The 13,102-nt window shown below is 29.3% G+C and carries 19 protein-coding genes and 1 pseudogene; all 20 read right to left on the bottom strand.

The window, feature by feature from the left end; genetic code table 11:
- Positions 1-30 precede the first annotated feature (30 nt).
- Entirely contained in the window at positions 31-663 is a 633-nt protein-coding gene (locus tag E4O07_RS04720; protein WP_253687653.1) for a hypothetical protein, read from the bottom strand.
- A gap of 40 nt (positions 664-703) precedes the next feature.
- The gene (locus tag E4O07_RS04715; protein ID WP_253687652.1) at positions 704-1,321 is read right to left on the bottom strand and encodes a transglycosylase domain-containing protein; all 618 of its coding nucleotides are present in this window, start codon (positions 1,319-1,321) and stop codon (positions 704-706) included.
- Positions 1,322-1,333: 12 nt separating this feature from the next.
- Complete coding sequence (locus E4O07_RS04710) at positions 1,334-2,125, bottom strand: class I SAM-dependent methyltransferase (protein ID WP_253687651.1); 792 nt, start codon at positions 2,123-2,125, stop codon at positions 1,334-1,336.
- On the bottom strand, positions 2,088-2,540 hold the full coding sequence (locus E4O07_RS04705) for a hypothetical protein (protein WP_253687650.1): 453 nt from the start codon (positions 2,538-2,540) through the stop codon (positions 2,088-2,090). The genes E4O07_RS04710 and E4O07_RS04705 overlap by 38 nt, the downstream gene beginning before the upstream one ends.
- A 138-nt stretch (positions 2,541-2,678) precedes the next feature.
- Entirely contained in the window at positions 2,679-3,164 is a 486-nt protein-coding gene (locus tag E4O07_RS04700) for a hypothetical protein (RefSeq protein ID WP_253687649.1), read from the bottom strand.
- A gap of 74 nt (positions 3,165-3,238) precedes the next feature.
- Positions 3,239-3,730, bottom strand: coding sequence for a hypothetical protein (locus E4O07_RS04695; RefSeq protein WP_253687648.1), 492 nt, complete (start codon positions 3,728-3,730; stop codon positions 3,239-3,241).
- 341 nt (positions 3,731-4,071) lie between these two features.
- The gene (locus E4O07_RS04690; RefSeq protein WP_253687647.1) at positions 4,072-4,632 is read right to left on the bottom strand and encodes a GNAT family N-acetyltransferase; all 561 of its coding nucleotides are present in this window, start codon (positions 4,630-4,632) and stop codon (positions 4,072-4,074) included.
- Positions 4,633-4,649: 17 nt separating this feature from the next.
- On the bottom strand, positions 4,650-5,159 hold the full coding sequence (locus E4O07_RS04685; RefSeq protein ID WP_253687646.1) for a hypothetical protein: 510 nt from the start codon (positions 5,157-5,159) through the stop codon (positions 4,650-4,652).
- Between the two features lie 525 nt (positions 5,160-5,684).
- The gene (locus E4O07_RS04680; RefSeq protein ID WP_253687645.1) at positions 5,685-5,993 is read right to left on the bottom strand and encodes a hypothetical protein; all 309 of its coding nucleotides are present in this window, start codon (positions 5,991-5,993) and stop codon (positions 5,685-5,687) included.
- 70 nt (positions 5,994-6,063) lie between these two features.
- Positions 6,064-6,546, bottom strand: coding sequence for a hypothetical protein (locus tag E4O07_RS04675; RefSeq protein ID WP_253687644.1), 483 nt, complete (start codon positions 6,544-6,546; stop codon positions 6,064-6,066).
- 377 nt (positions 6,547-6,923) lie between these two features.
- Positions 6,924-7,349: pseudogene (locus tag E4O07_RS04670) on the bottom strand (HEPN domain-containing protein).
- Positions 7,342-7,665: a nucleotidyltransferase domain-containing protein gene (locus tag E4O07_RS04665; protein ID WP_253687643.1), complete on the bottom strand. Its 324-nt coding sequence runs from the start codon at positions 7,663-7,665 to the stop codon at positions 7,342-7,344. Before E4O07_RS04665 ends, E4O07_RS04670 begins: the two are co-directional and overlap by 8 nt.
- Positions 7,666-7,974: 309 nt before the next feature.
- Positions 7,975-8,205 carry a tautomerase family protein gene (locus tag E4O07_RS04660; RefSeq protein ID WP_253687642.1) on the bottom strand — a complete coding sequence of 77 codons (231 nt, stop codon included), beginning with the start codon at positions 8,203-8,205 and terminating at the stop codon, positions 7,975-7,977.
- A gap of 54 nt (positions 8,206-8,259) precedes the next feature.
- A complete protein-coding gene (locus E4O07_RS04655; RefSeq protein WP_253687641.1) occupies positions 8,260-8,949 on the bottom strand; it encodes a dihydrofolate reductase family protein in 690 nt (229 codons plus the stop codon).
- A gap of 105 nt (positions 8,950-9,054) precedes the next feature.
- Positions 9,055-9,792 (bottom strand): class I SAM-dependent methyltransferase, encoded by a 738-nt coding sequence (locus E4O07_RS04650; protein ID WP_253687595.1) that lies wholly within the window; start codon positions 9,790-9,792, stop codon positions 9,055-9,057.
- Between the two features lie 156 nt (positions 9,793-9,948).
- Positions 9,949-10,263 carry a type II toxin-antitoxin system RelE/ParE family toxin gene (locus E4O07_RS04645; RefSeq protein ID WP_253687640.1) on the bottom strand — a complete coding sequence of 105 codons (315 nt, stop codon included), beginning with the start codon at positions 10,261-10,263 and terminating at the stop codon, positions 9,949-9,951.
- Complete coding sequence (locus tag E4O07_RS04640; RefSeq protein ID WP_371921952.1) at positions 10,253-10,519, bottom strand: type II toxin-antitoxin system Phd/YefM family antitoxin; 267 nt, start codon at positions 10,517-10,519, stop codon at positions 10,253-10,255. The genes E4O07_RS04645 and E4O07_RS04640 overlap by 11 nt, the downstream gene beginning before the upstream one ends.
- A 72-nt stretch (positions 10,520-10,591) precedes the next feature.
- Entirely contained in the window at positions 10,592-11,692 is a 1,101-nt protein-coding gene (locus E4O07_RS04635) for an ISAs1 family transposase (RefSeq protein WP_253730588.1), read from the bottom strand.
- A 110-nt stretch (positions 11,693-11,802) separates the two neighbouring features.
- A complete protein-coding gene (locus tag E4O07_RS04630) occupies positions 11,803-12,144 on the bottom strand; it encodes a hypothetical protein (RefSeq protein WP_253687637.1) in 342 nt (113 codons plus the stop codon).
- A gap of 141 nt (positions 12,145-12,285) precedes the next feature.
- Positions 12,286-13,092, bottom strand: coding sequence for a hypothetical protein (locus tag E4O07_RS04625; protein WP_253687636.1), 807 nt, complete (start codon positions 13,090-13,092; stop codon positions 12,286-12,288).
- Positions 13,093-13,102: the final 10 nt, after the last annotated feature.

Genomic DNA, 13,102 nt, shown 5'->3' with positions numbered 1-13,102 from the left:
AAATTTATAATTCATAGCGTATCCTATCAATCAGTTTTTATAGTAAAATAAATTATTTCCTATAGATTTATAGTCTAAAATTGTATTTTTGTCTATTTGTAGTTTATTGAGAAAATTATACTCATAAAATTTATTTACATTCCCCATTGCAATGCTTTCATCCACCTTACAGTCGTTTTGCTTTCCTTTTATCGAAGCACTGAATAAACCTTGTTTTATAAAACTTTCCGTAATTATATCTTGATTTTTACCGGGAAAAAATCCGTACCCGTATGTAATATGAAAAATATCATCAACGAATCTTGTAATCTCCTGTATATCAAATTCCGGTATACCTTCTTTAAAATCTAAAATAATACCGATTAAATATTTTTCTCTATCTTTTTTAATAAGGTTCAAAGCCGGATTTTCCAGTATAACAGATATTTTCTTGGGTCCATTACTAGCAAAAACATCAACAATTTCTTTTGCATTATTGAATTTTTCTAAATTATCTTTTTGTACTTTATAATTTATTTCAAATTTGTCAATAATATCAATTTCTTTATTATGTAGGAACTTATTAAACTCATTTATAAATTTTTTAAATATTTCAGTGTACTTTTGTCTATCAGTCCAATTTATCACAACAAAATACTTTAAAACTACACGCCTATCTTTCATTTTATACCTTCATAAATTTATTTATACTTACATGTCTATTTTACAATTTAGAACATATTTCTGAAACTTTTCTTTCAATTTTCTTTTGATTTCCATTTATTAAATCATAGATTACAGGATTTAATGTAATCAATGTTAATTTTACAAATTCTTCACAGTTTAATTCTTTATAGTTTTTCTTAAAATAAAATTCAGATGCATTATTAATTCCATAAATTCCATTCCCAAAATATAACTTTATATAAAGATAGTTGTAACATTCTTTATAGTCTAAAGTTTTTTCAATTTTTCTTCTAGTTCCTAAAATAATAAATCTCCGTTCCATATGACCTAGTTTTTTTGCTCGTTCATCGGTTAAACAAAAATAAGTTTCTGCAATCATATATGCTACTCTATTTTTTGAAGAAAGCAAATTTGCAATCAACGGCAATTTTGTAAATTTAGGATTTTTATCATTTGTATAAATATAAGCAGCAATCTTTATTTGTTCTGAAGATAACTCAACCAAAGATTCATTTTTTAATAGAAGCGAATTTATTTCTATTGCTTTTGAATTTATATAAATATTCAGAAAAATATATAAACCTATAGCACTAAAAATTAACAGCATGATAAGTGAGATAAAAGATTTTATTAAAATAGCAAAATATTTATTCATTTTCATATAAGTTCAATCTTCTTTTTTGCATATATATAATAGATGACTTGAAGCTCCAAGCAATTCCCGTTTTTCACATGTCGCTAAGTGATACTTAACAAATAAATCAAAATCTTTATCCTGCATTTTAAAATCGGTTCTACCTTCTGCCGATTCCAAAATATTGTCTACAGCAACGGTAGTCAGATACTTTGTCTTATGAGATTCAAAAAGCTGTTCAAATTCTGTAATGTCATAGCCTGTAAACAGCTGTTCTTCAAAATGTTTAACTTTATAATCATCATCGAAGTTCATCTTTATACCTGCGGCAAGAGTTTCTTTAAGGTAATTGTTGTTCATAATGGCATATACGGAAAGAAAAGCCGTCAAAATTATTCCGCCTTTTTTTGTAACGCGAATTGCTTCATCCAATGCTTTGTGTACATCTTTTTTATCATATAAATGATACATCGGCCCGAATAATAATGTAATGTCAAATTTATTATCTTCAAATCTATCAAGATTTAAGGCATCCCCCTGATAAGAAACGATATTTTTAATACCGCTGCCGTTTTTTCTCAGCACCTCAAGATTGCTCCCTACCAGCTCAACAGCCGTTACCTTATATCCTTCCTTTGCCAAGGTAATGGAATATCTGCCTGTACCGGCTCCAATTTCCAATATCTTCGCTCCGGCTTTTGCATATCGGTGAATATAGTTCATTGTAGTGATATACTCCAATTGTCCATGACGACTTCTGTCCAACCTAGAGTCTTCATCGATATCATCATAAAAAGAATTTAATATTTCGATTCTCTTGCTCATAATTAAGTTCTCCAAATTTTTTTTCTATTTTCAATTTTTTTATTCTTAACCCTTCACCAAATTCCATATAATCGAGTTCATCAAAATAATTTTTATGAATAGGAAAAATATCTTTTAATTTTCCGGCTGAATATAATAAACAAATTAATACATTCCCTTCAATTATTTCTGAAATAAAATCAATATAATTTAAAGATATATAATAGCCGTTTTTTCCGGAAAAAATTATATCATCATGACAATGCCACTCACCATTTACAAACGCAATTAATGAATCATCTTCATTCTCTGCATTTTGAAAATATATTGTAACTTCTTGATCTAAAGTAATTTTAAAAGATATATCGCCATCTTTTTTTATAGTTACATTGTAATCTTTAAAATAATCTTCAAGAAAATTAAAATCATATTTCATGAGCTTACATCCTATTAATCAATTTCATATTATCCGATTTCTTTTACGGCTTAAAAATAATATCAAGCTGAATGAATTTTTCACGAACCGCAACATAATTCATCTTTGAAACAATAATAAGATTAAATAAGTTAATATTTATTCTGCTAGTTCAGCTTTTTTAATATCAGTATATAAATTATCTTCTGATATCTGATCTTTGATTGTGTAATAAAGACATAAATAATATATTGCTTTGTTTCTATAAAGTTCTATTCTTGCAGTGCAATATTCACCAATATATACTTCTCGTCCTATTTTATTGAGATCAACATTTTCAGCTATTAATTTAAAATCCTGTTCTATAGCTTCTTCCCATTTTTTTTGATTTTTTATTATTTCTTTTTCAAAATGTGGAATGATTGAAATAAGTCTTTCCATTTCCAAATACATTTGTCTTTTCCAAATAGATAAATATTTTCCAATAATAATCCGCCATTCATAATTAGTACTCCAAGATTGCATATCTATTTCATATTGCTTATCAATATCATTATTTTTTGGAAAATAATCTATATTTATCACTTGCGAAAAACAGGGAATATTTATAATTAAAATTAATAATATTAAAAATAGTTTTTTCATTTCCACTCCTTTCCGGTGTTACAAGCTATACATCTAACTTCATAATTTATATTTTCTAATTTATTATCTTAGAGTTATATCAGAGTGCATATCCACGCTAAAGCGGCACAAATGGGAATATATACAATGTAATGAATAATATGTGCTTTCCAATTAAATCCAAACAAATGCGGTCTGACGATATCCTTAACTTCCGGATAAAAATGAGGGAAGAAATTTGAATGACAGAGAAGGACCCAATCAAAAAACACAATATCGAAAGTCTCCATCCCATAAAGCATGATTAGAAATCTTATAAAAAACTCAATGAAGCTAAAATCATTACGAATTCCATTCCATGCACCAAGTATAAATGCACCCAAAAAGATAAGAAAAGCAAGTACAATTATAACCCAACCGATCACATGGGCACCGTGAAATCGTTCTTTTCTGTCCGGAACGGCATCATAAACCTCTTTGGGCGCTGAAGAAAAAAACTTCTTGTTTTGAACAAAAGCGCCCCCTCCATACAACAAAAGAAAATAAAAAATCATCAACATAAGAGTTGATATTATCGTTATTGTCATTGTATCATACCTCCTTACCGTTAGCATTAAAGCGAGTGTTAGACTTTTTCTTCAATCAAGTCGAAATATTTTGTCGGTGTAAAAATTAATGGTTTATTTGTTAAACAATGTTTGTTGTAAAAATAACTATTCGAAATACCAAATTCCTGCTTATACCTGTTGTTATAAAAATTAAATATCCCAACCCAAATATAACAGCACTAATAAGCACAGAAACACTAATATGCTGTTTGAATATTTTTACCACTTTTACTCTTAATGGTTTTAGCATTTCTACAGAGGTTTTTGTAATTACCACCGTAATAATTGTCATAATAGTATTAATAAACCATTAGAAATGTTTATTTGTACTCATTTTTATTAATACTAAAATAGTACTTATCAACCATCAAATCATTCCACTCTCTAATATTCATTTCAATCTTATCTAATTTTAATCCTATTTTCTCTGCCACACGAATCATCGGTTTATTAAAATCATAAGTCTCAAGTTCAAGACGAGTAATATCTAAATTTTCAAAAAAATACTTCATCCAAAGTTTTAATGCAGATTGAGCTATTCCTAATCCTCGATACTGCGATTCATATATTCCTATTCCAATTTTTATCGATTTAGTTTCTTTTTTGAATCCATAGGCGTTTAAACTACCTATTCTAGTATTATTTGATTCAATCCAAACTCTACTTTTTATTCCATTTCTTTCCTCATCAATACTTTTTAAAAATAACTCTCTAATTTCTTCCTTTTCATTTGGATGTGTTATTTCCCATGGAGCATCAGTATTTCTCCAATCACCATTGTTTAGCCAATACCAATACCACTCAAAGTCGTCCTTTTCTCTACTTACTAAATTACACTTTTCTGAGCTAGCAATAACCATATTAAAATGTACTCCTTTCATAATAATAATAATAATAATTAATTTTTATTCCTAATTCCAATTACATATCTTTCTATTTTAATTTTTTGAAACTGAATTGTAACAAAAGGATAATAGATAGTTTTTTTATTTTTTTTACCAAACATGATAATTGATACATATTTTTTTTCATTATCCTCATAAAATTCTTCATAACCATATTCTGTCGGAATATACTTCTTGTTTAATCGTGAAATATGTCCATTTTCTTTTACACAATTCCAGGATATAATTTTTGCTTCTTCAAAAATTATATGAAAGTTTATTGGTTCATTTAAATCATTATCACAACTATGTACATCTAAAATAACCGTATTACCTTCTTTTTTAATTTTGATTTTTGAATCATGCAAATAATTTTCAATTTCTATAAAAGAACTATAAAAATTATTTTCAATTGTTAGATGATACTCTTCCAGTTTTTTCAAATATTCAATATCGTCTAAATCTTCCGTGTAGTAATATTTTAATTTTTTAGACTTTCTTATATTTCCAAATGTGAGATTCATTTACTTATATTTTCCAACGCCTTTTGTTATGCACATAACATAATTTTAGCCCATAAACCGCTTAACCAGTTTGTTGGATTTGAAAGCTGTGTTATGTATTTTATTTCTTTGATTTATTTTCACTAAATTAAAAAAGTCCGATTCATATGTTTGAGAAGATTCAAAATTTCCTTCTTTTTTTGTTTTACTGTATTTTTTAAATAATCAAATAAGATATTTACTTTTTGATTCAAGAATTTATTATTATTTTTGCTTACAAATATTTTGAAAATTCTATTTATTGTACAAATAAAAAATTAAAATATAAACAAAAGCAGTTATTAATTGTACATAGTTCTTTATTTTAATGAATTTTATAAAGTATTCAGATGAATACTATCAAAGGTGAAACCATAAAAGCCTTGCTTAAATACTTCTTTATCATTTTTTTCACCTGCATGAGCCACATAAGTGCCCAAAGTATATTCAACTCAAACATATAATCCTTTTTTTTATTCCTTTACTCAGCAAGCTTGACTTGTTTAACTATTGTTTTTTATTAAAATATTTATACCAATAACTATTAGGATTTAATATAAAATCTTTATTTTTTTCGTATACTAATTCATCTATATTTTCAATCGTAATGTTATACCTTGCTTTTAAGCCGAAAATATTTCTAAGTTTTTCTATATTTAAGGATTTTCTTTCTATATGGATTATGATTTTTGAATCAATTTTAATAAATTTATTAGAAATATTGTTTAAGCAAAAATCAAAAGCTTCTTCATCCAACTGAGAATAAAAATGAATTCCTGAAACAATTAATTTAATTTTTTTTCCTCCGTTGTCCATTGGGCAATCCAGATAACATTATTTTAAAACGCAAATAGCCTTGATCGGTTTTTTGGATTTGAAAACTGTGTTATGTGGTTTTTATTTTTTTTAATTTAGGTTTCAATTCTTCTCTTACTCTCCTTTCTGTATCTGCACAATATGCTTTTATTTCAATACTATTAAGATAGTTATCAAAGACTCGATCACCATTTTTTTCGAAGTATTCTTTTATCGGACAAAACAATTTAATAACATTAGTCTGGTTAAAGAAACAAATTTGAAATAAGACCTCCATAAATGAACTGCTTCCTGCAATCGAAATTCCCCCACATTCTTTTTGAAATACAGGACATTCTCTTACTTTAAGGTTGGATTTTCTTAATTCCTCGATATGATCTTTATCGGGGGCTCCGGCAATAAAAAAAGTAGCTGCTTTTTGAGTATTATCTCTGAAATCCATATCGATTAAAACTTGAACTGCATCCAGAATAAAATCATATCCATATTTCCATGTTGCCATATAATCAACTTCAACCCATGTTGAATCTTTTTTGATTTCTTTAAATATCATTTAATCCTCCTCTAAAATTACTTTTTTTTACAAGAGACAAAAGTCACTTACTTTTTTCTTTCTCAACCACACCAGTGGCATGTGAGCATAACATTCGCTTAACCTGCATTTGCGGCTTGTCCGCAATGTCAGGTTGAAGCGGGTGTTAGACACTTTTATTTTGTTTAATCGCTTATATTAACAATTATGCTTTTAATTTTACACTACTTTGCTTTTTAGTACTATACATTCTTAAATAAAAAGCTAAAATTTTATATAAATTAACAGCTTTATATTCTAAATACCAAACCATCCGGAGGTCTTATATTCCATTGATATTCTTAGCAAGTTTAAAATACTTAGAAAACCTTCAAAATGAGTTAGAGGCTGTCTTTTTATCAGATATTCTCTTCAGATATTTGATTATTTTCATCCGATTTGTAAATATTGTTTACAAATGCTTTTATCTTATTAGCATCATTTAATGCTTTTTTCATGTCTTCTTCTTCAATTTCCATTGCAAATGGATATCTTGACTGAACTCCATAAGGTGTCAGTCGAGCACATTCCCGTTCAATAGTCTTAAACTCCGCTTTTGTCTGCATACATTCGTTTACAAGCAATTTTAAATCATGAGTTTTCTGAATGGCTTTATTTTAATCTGCAATATAGCCTTTTAAAAATTTTTCTGATGACTGTTGACAATGATAACAGACAATTTCAAGCGGAACAGGATGAAGAGTCTTGACAAGATGGTTTGCAGTAATTAAATCCCGTTCTGCATAGGAATACCACTCTTTTGAAATTTCCGATGGATTATTCATATAGTTTTACTCCTTTTTTTACAACTTCACTTTCTATACAGGAAGTAATGTTTTTCCTTTTATTAAAGGAACTACTGTTTGAAACAAGTAAATCCACCGGGCGCTTTTGATATGATGAAATTGCAAGTCCAAGTTCTTGCATAGCTATCAATGGACGGACAGAATTATCAGGAATTACAACATAAAGATCAAAATCACTATCTTTTGTTGGTTTTCCATATGCGTAAGATCCGAAGAGGTAAATTTCATTAACTTTCATATTGTTACATATCGCATTAACAAGAATATCCAATTCTTTCTTTATCTCTGCTTTCATAGCATCTCTCTCCCTCTATTATACCATATTTTGAATTTTTTGTCAGAAAATAAGAATTAATAAAATCCTCAGATAAAAGTTTACTTTTCCTTATCCAAGTAGATATTATAATACAACTTTATCCAAAAAAATTTAAGCTATTAATTTTGGTTTTATGCTTTAATTTATAAAAAACGCACCCTATTTTTTCAAAGTTGCAGTTAATTGTGCCATGAGGCATCGGTCTAACAATTGGTTGTACCGCAGCGGGCTCGACCCGCTGTCGGCTACGAACCTTTGTTATACCGTACTATTTATTTTGTAAGATTTTCAGTTACATGTATATTCTGGGTTCTTATATAAAAATTCCTTTTCCGAAATAATTGATTTGTTCCAAACTTCTTCTTTCCATTTTTCTTCTGGGACATCCTTAATTGCTACTGAAACGCTTGAAGTTTTACATCCTAATGTTTCTGCGAATACTTCTGAAATTTTTTTAGCACACAATTTCTTCTGATTTTCTGTTCTTCCAGGAAAACATTTGATTTCTACGTGTGGCATTTATTTTCCTCCAATTAAAGCGGGGTTTGCTGCTATCTTGTTTAGCCCTAAACTTCAGCTGATTACCCTATATCTAAGACGAATGTATGAATTGCTTAAAGTTTTACACTCCAATAACTTCAATACTCCTAATGATGCAAGCTCTTTTTCAGACATTATGGATTTACCGTCTATAAGTGTGGATGTATCTTTTCCGCCTATGAGGACAGGAGCCAAAATTATGTCTACAAAATCAATCAGCTTTTCTCGTAGAAAAATAGAATTCACAGTGCCTCCGCTTTGAACGGTAAGACGTTCACAGCCAAAATCATTTTTTAACTGGTAAAGACCATTCTTTAAAGAAAATTTTTCCTGATACAATATATGAAAATTTTCCTCATTAACTGAATAAGCTGGATGATTTTTGTTAGATGTCATAAGAACAAATTCTTTTGACTTGGCGCAAAAATACTTTATTCCTCGCTCATCCAAATGTGAATTATCTAGCAAAACAAATGAAACAGGTGTTTTTGGAGGTAAAGTATTTTTGTTTGCTCCCATCTTTTCCTGAACTCGACCTGTATTAAAAGACCATAAATCAGTAGTTTGTTCGATTTCATAGTATTGATGCAGGCCTTCTTTTAAACCTTTGATTTTAGGAAAATCTTTATCTACATCAAGTTCATCAGTCGAGCCTGTACTTATTTTTCCATCAACTGATACCAGCATAAACAATGTCGTTATTGGTCTGTTCTTATTTTCCATATTTTGATTTCCATTTTACTATTAAGCGCCCCAGTGCGGGCGTCCACATAACATTCGCTTAACCTGCATTTGCGGCTACTCCGCAATGTCAGGTTGAAGCGAGTGTTATGTGATTACTTTAGCAATCATATAAATTTCTGAGCCATTCTTTGAAAACTCTTCACTACAATTATATAATCCCTCTAAAACTTTTTCATCTATTATTTTTTCTTTAAATGCCATATACATCTGCTTATGGGTAAAAGGCTTCATAAAAAATGTTCCGCATTCCATTATAAAAAAAACTTTATCTTCTAACATTTCCTTAAGACTATCTACATCAAACACATTGTTCTGCTGAAGCTCTACATTGCGCTCCGTTTTTTCATTAATATTTCTTATGATCCCCATTCTCTTTGCAAGAATTCTATGAAAAGAATTTGCATTGGGAACACAAAAATATACTTTACTCTCTTTTTTGCAATTTCTTTTTATTGCTTCTAGAAATTCCTCCTGATTTTCTATCTCATGTAGTAAACTTGAACAGATTATAAAGTCATACTTTTTATTATTCATTTTTTCACTTGGAAAAAAATCATTTATACATTCGATTTTTTTATTTCCAATTGCTTTTTGTTTCGCATTTTCATATAATTGCAAACTCGGCTCTATACAGGTATATTTTTTATACTTTATATTTCCAAGCTCAGTAAAAACTGGTTGCATGCCAGTGCCTATATCTAATATTTCTTGCAGCTCATATCTCCTCAAAATTTCCAATATTTTTTTTCGTCTAAAACTTTCCTGAATAACTTCAAAGCCATCTGCACTATAATCCAGTGCATATTTTTCAATATCTCGCATAATCTTCCTTCACAAATTATTATGGGGAAAAATATGCTATATGGTTTGTTTTTTACTTAAAACTTGCTGCCGTTATTGACGGCAGTCCACATAACATTCGCTTAACCTGCATTTGCGGCTACTCCGCAATGTCAGGTTGAAGCGAGTGTTAGGTTTTTATAATAATTTTCCATAATCACGTTTTGCATAAAATATATGCATTATAGTAACTATCTTTTTCTCTTCATCAATTAAATATAATGCTAGATAATTATTCTTAAATATAAAACGATGATAACCTTTTTTATGCAATCTCAAAATAGAACATCTAGGAAACATATATGGATTTTCAGTTAAAAAAGATTTTTGTCTAAAAAAATCATCTAATAAACTTGATGCAGCATTTGAATTTACAAGTATCTCTTTTATATATCTTACAATTTCATTCAAATCTCTCTTTGCCTTATCAGTGATTTGAACATCATAAATCATACCGATTTTTTATCTCCTCTACGGCCTCATCAATACCGGAAACCCTGCCGTTTTGTAAATCCATTTCTGCTTCTTCCAAATTACTATAAAGATCATTAAAAAAAGCATTTTTTTCATATGTTTCCATACTCATAATAACCATATCACCATAGCCATTTTTTGTTATAAAAATCGGCTCATTTGTTTCATGACAAAGATTTGAAATCGTACTAGTATTTTTTAAGTCTCTAATTGGTACTATTTGCGGCATATGCACCTCCTAGTGACCTTATTATACCATAATAATACCTTTATGTCTATAGAAAATCACGGCTTACGCATGAATTCCTTAGCTAAATAAAACATTAAACCTAAATGAATCATCAAAAGTACAAAGCATTTTCTTCCTTTTCAGAGTTTTACCATTTTGATACATTTTTATTCGATTAAAGCAAATCCTCCTTAAAATTGCTATGTTTTCAGCAGTATTTTTTTCTCGAATTTGACATTCATCGTCTCTAAATATTACATCCAGCGACCAGTGTAAAGTGTTTTCTATTGTCCAATGTGTTCTTACAGCTGTTACAAACTCATTTATATCCTCTATGCTGCTAATAAAGTAACGCTTTTCACTGTATTGTTTGCCTTTGCACCTTACAGTGCTTTTGACCATTCCAAAACTCTTTAAATTTGCCCATTTATTCTTATCTGCAAACCAGTTTATATTAGTTGAAAGAAAGTATTCTCTTTTTTCTTCTCTGCCATGCCCTATATCCAAGGTTTCAAATCTTAAAAGTGTGTTTTGAAAGTCTTTATCTTCTATAGAAAAATAATCTTTTACATCATTATACGCTGCCGGCTGATTTTCTTTTAGAGCCAATACATAATCACATTTTTTCTTTGTGATTTCTTTTGCTATTTCTTTTTGACACCCCATGGCATCTATAGTAATTATCGAGTGTTTTAGTTTTAAAAGGTTAAGGAGTTCAGGAATTGCTGTGATTTCATTCGATTTTTCAGCACATTTTATTTGTCCTAGTACAACTCCCGCTTCGTGAGCGAATGCACTTACCAAATGAATACCTCTACTTTGTTCACTTGCACTTCCACGTAATGTTTTTCCATCAATATGAATGTATGAACCTGTTGGAATATTAAGGGATTGTTCAATCCACGAGATAAAAAGGCTTTGAAATTGTTTGGGATTAATCATCGCAAGGACTCTTCCTATGGTGTCGTGCGAAGGAACTCCATTTTCTAACAAGAGTCCTACCTCATTTTTTAGCCAATCCTTTTTTACTTCGGCAAATTCCCCTATTTCAAATACAGTTTGAACTCCGCTACAAACAGCACACAGTGCTATTACCAATATTTCGCTGATTAGATGTTTTACTTTGCCCGACTGACGATTATCATTAAGTTCGTTAAAATATTCTTTTAATGTTTTCATACTTTAAATATCGGCTATTTTTTTTCATGCGTAAGCCGTGATAGAAAATACTTTCTTACAGTAAAACTCCCTATGAATTTTTACATAATCATAGGGAGAAAACTTAAAACTTATGATTCTCTAATTTTTGCTTTTATTTTTTCTCGTAAACCTTTAGTAATATAATATGAATCTATCCTTGCACACATATCATCTTTTGAAAGATGTTCTTTTTCCATGATTTTTTTACAAGTTGCAGAAATAATAGCTTCATATCCATATTTGGCTATTACTGAAGAACCAGCTCCTATAACTATTAATGTTATAACTCCACCTATCATTCCAACAGGTCCAAGTAACGCCAATGTCGCTGTTACTGCTGCGGCCCCTACAAGACCAGTACTACTCATTACGATTATAAAAATCAATGCTGGGATTCCTATACCTGCAAGGCGTTCTACAAATTCGTCCATAAAATTTCTCCTATAATATTTATTTTTAGATCGAAATAAATGTTATAGGTCGGTTCCGCACCTGCCTGCCGTAGGCAGGTCAACCTAACATTCGCTTAACCTGCTTTGCGGCTCGTCCGCAATGTCAGGTTGAAGCGAGTGTTAGGTGCTTTTATTTTTTGTATATTTATATTCAATCTTTTTATTATTTCTATAGGCATATAAAATCTCTTTTTCTTCATCAATTCGAATTTTACCGATTATAATTCGTTTCTTGAAAAGCATATTTTCATCCTGATAAATACAAAGTAAACCGTTTTCTATACACCAATATTCAATTGGACCTGTAACAAAAGAATCTTTTTTATCATAAATACAATCTACTATCTGTATTTCATCATCTGTTTGATGAAATACAAAAGTTTCTATTTTAGTATCCGATATAAGTTCAAAGCGATGATTGATAATTTCGTCTTCAGTCCAAGGTAATAATAAATCACTACTTTTATAAATCATAATCCATTCCGTAATTTTCCGAATGATTTCTTTTCGATTATTTTCGGAAGCATGAATATAATCCCAAAAATCTTTAGCACTATCCGTTTTTCTTTTTATATTTTCATACATTACAGTTTCAAAATAATTATCGGACATTTGATACATGTCGATGAGCATACAAACAGCAATATCACCCTCTGTCATCGGACAAACCAAATTGGGAATACAATATTTTGTTTCTTTTATTGATTCGGCTTTTTCAAGTAAATAATTTGTATTGCCGTGGTTTTCTATTATTTTCAGGTAATTACCGTCTAGTGATTCCGTAGGGTTTAAATCAGCTGTTTTTAATACAAGATATTTTTCATTAGATTCTTTCTGCACAAAACTTTCAAATAAGTCATTTGCAGATTTTTCTATACAAGAAATAAGAGTAATAGTAAAAAAGAATAACATTATTTTTACTTTCACAAATTCTTCC

The organism is Treponema sp. OMZ 798, assembly GCF_024181385.1.
Taxonomy (GTDB): domain Bacteria; phylum Spirochaetota; class Spirochaetia; order Treponematales; family Treponemataceae; genus Treponema_B.
This window is presented reverse-complemented; position numbering and strand designations above follow the sequence as displayed.

Coding starts and splice junctions, on each gene's coding strand:
- E4O07_RS04720 (WP_253687653.1), bottom strand. CDS start 663: ATGAAAGATAGGCGTGTAGTTTTAAAGTATTTTGTTGTGATAAATTGG.
- E4O07_RS04715 (WP_253687652.1), bottom strand. CDS start 1,321: ATGAATAAATATTTTGCTATTTTAATAAAATCTTTTATCTCACTTATC.
- E4O07_RS04710 (WP_253687651.1), bottom strand. CDS start 2,125: ATGAGCAAGAGAATCGAAATATTAAATTCTTTTTATGATGATATCGAT.
- E4O07_RS04705 (WP_253687650.1), bottom strand. CDS start 2,540: ATGAAATATGATTTTAATTTTCTTGAAGATTATTTTAAAGATTACAAT.
- E4O07_RS04700 (WP_253687649.1), bottom strand. CDS start 3,164: ATGAAAAAACTATTTTTAATATTATTAATTTTAATTATAAATATTCCC.
- E4O07_RS04695 (WP_253687648.1), bottom strand. CDS start 3,730: ATGACAATAACGATAATATCAACTCTTATGTTGATGATTTTTTATTTT.
- E4O07_RS04690 (WP_253687647.1), bottom strand. CDS start 4,632: ATGAAAGGAGTACATTTTAATATGGTTATTGCTAGCTCAGAAAAGTGT.
- E4O07_RS04685 (WP_253687646.1), bottom strand. CDS start 5,159: ATGAATCTCACATTTGGAAATATAAGAAAGTCTAAAAAATTAAAATAT.
- E4O07_RS04680 (WP_253687645.1), bottom strand. CDS start 5,993: ATGGACAACGGAGGAAAAAAAATTAAATTAATTGTTTCAGGAATTCAT.
- E4O07_RS04675 (WP_253687644.1), bottom strand. CDS start 6,546: ATGATATTTAAAGAAATCAAAAAAGATTCAACATGGGTTGAAGTTGAT.
- E4O07_RS04665 (WP_253687643.1), bottom strand. CDS start 7,665: ATGAAAGCAGAGATAAAGAAAGAATTGGATATTCTTGTTAATGCGATA.
- E4O07_RS04660 (WP_253687642.1), bottom strand. CDS start 8,205: ATGCCACACGTAGAAATCAAATGTTTTCCTGGAAGAACAGAAAATCAG.
- E4O07_RS04655 (WP_253687641.1), bottom strand. CDS start 8,949: ATGGAAAATAAGAACAGACCAATAACGACATTGTTTATGCTGGTATCA.
- E4O07_RS04650 (WP_253687595.1), bottom strand. CDS start 9,792: ATGCGAGATATTGAAAAATATGCACTGGATTATAGTGCAGATGGCTTT.
- E4O07_RS04645 (WP_253687640.1), bottom strand. CDS start 10,263: ATGATTTATGATGTTCAAATCACTGATAAGGCAAAGAGAGATTTGAAT.
- E4O07_RS04635 (WP_253730588.1), bottom strand. CDS start 11,692: ATGAAAACATTAAAAGAATATTTTAACGAACTTAATGATAATCGTCAG.
- E4O07_RS04630 (WP_253687637.1), bottom strand. CDS start 12,144: ATGGACGAATTTGTAGAACGCCTTGCAGGTATAGGAATCCCAGCATTG.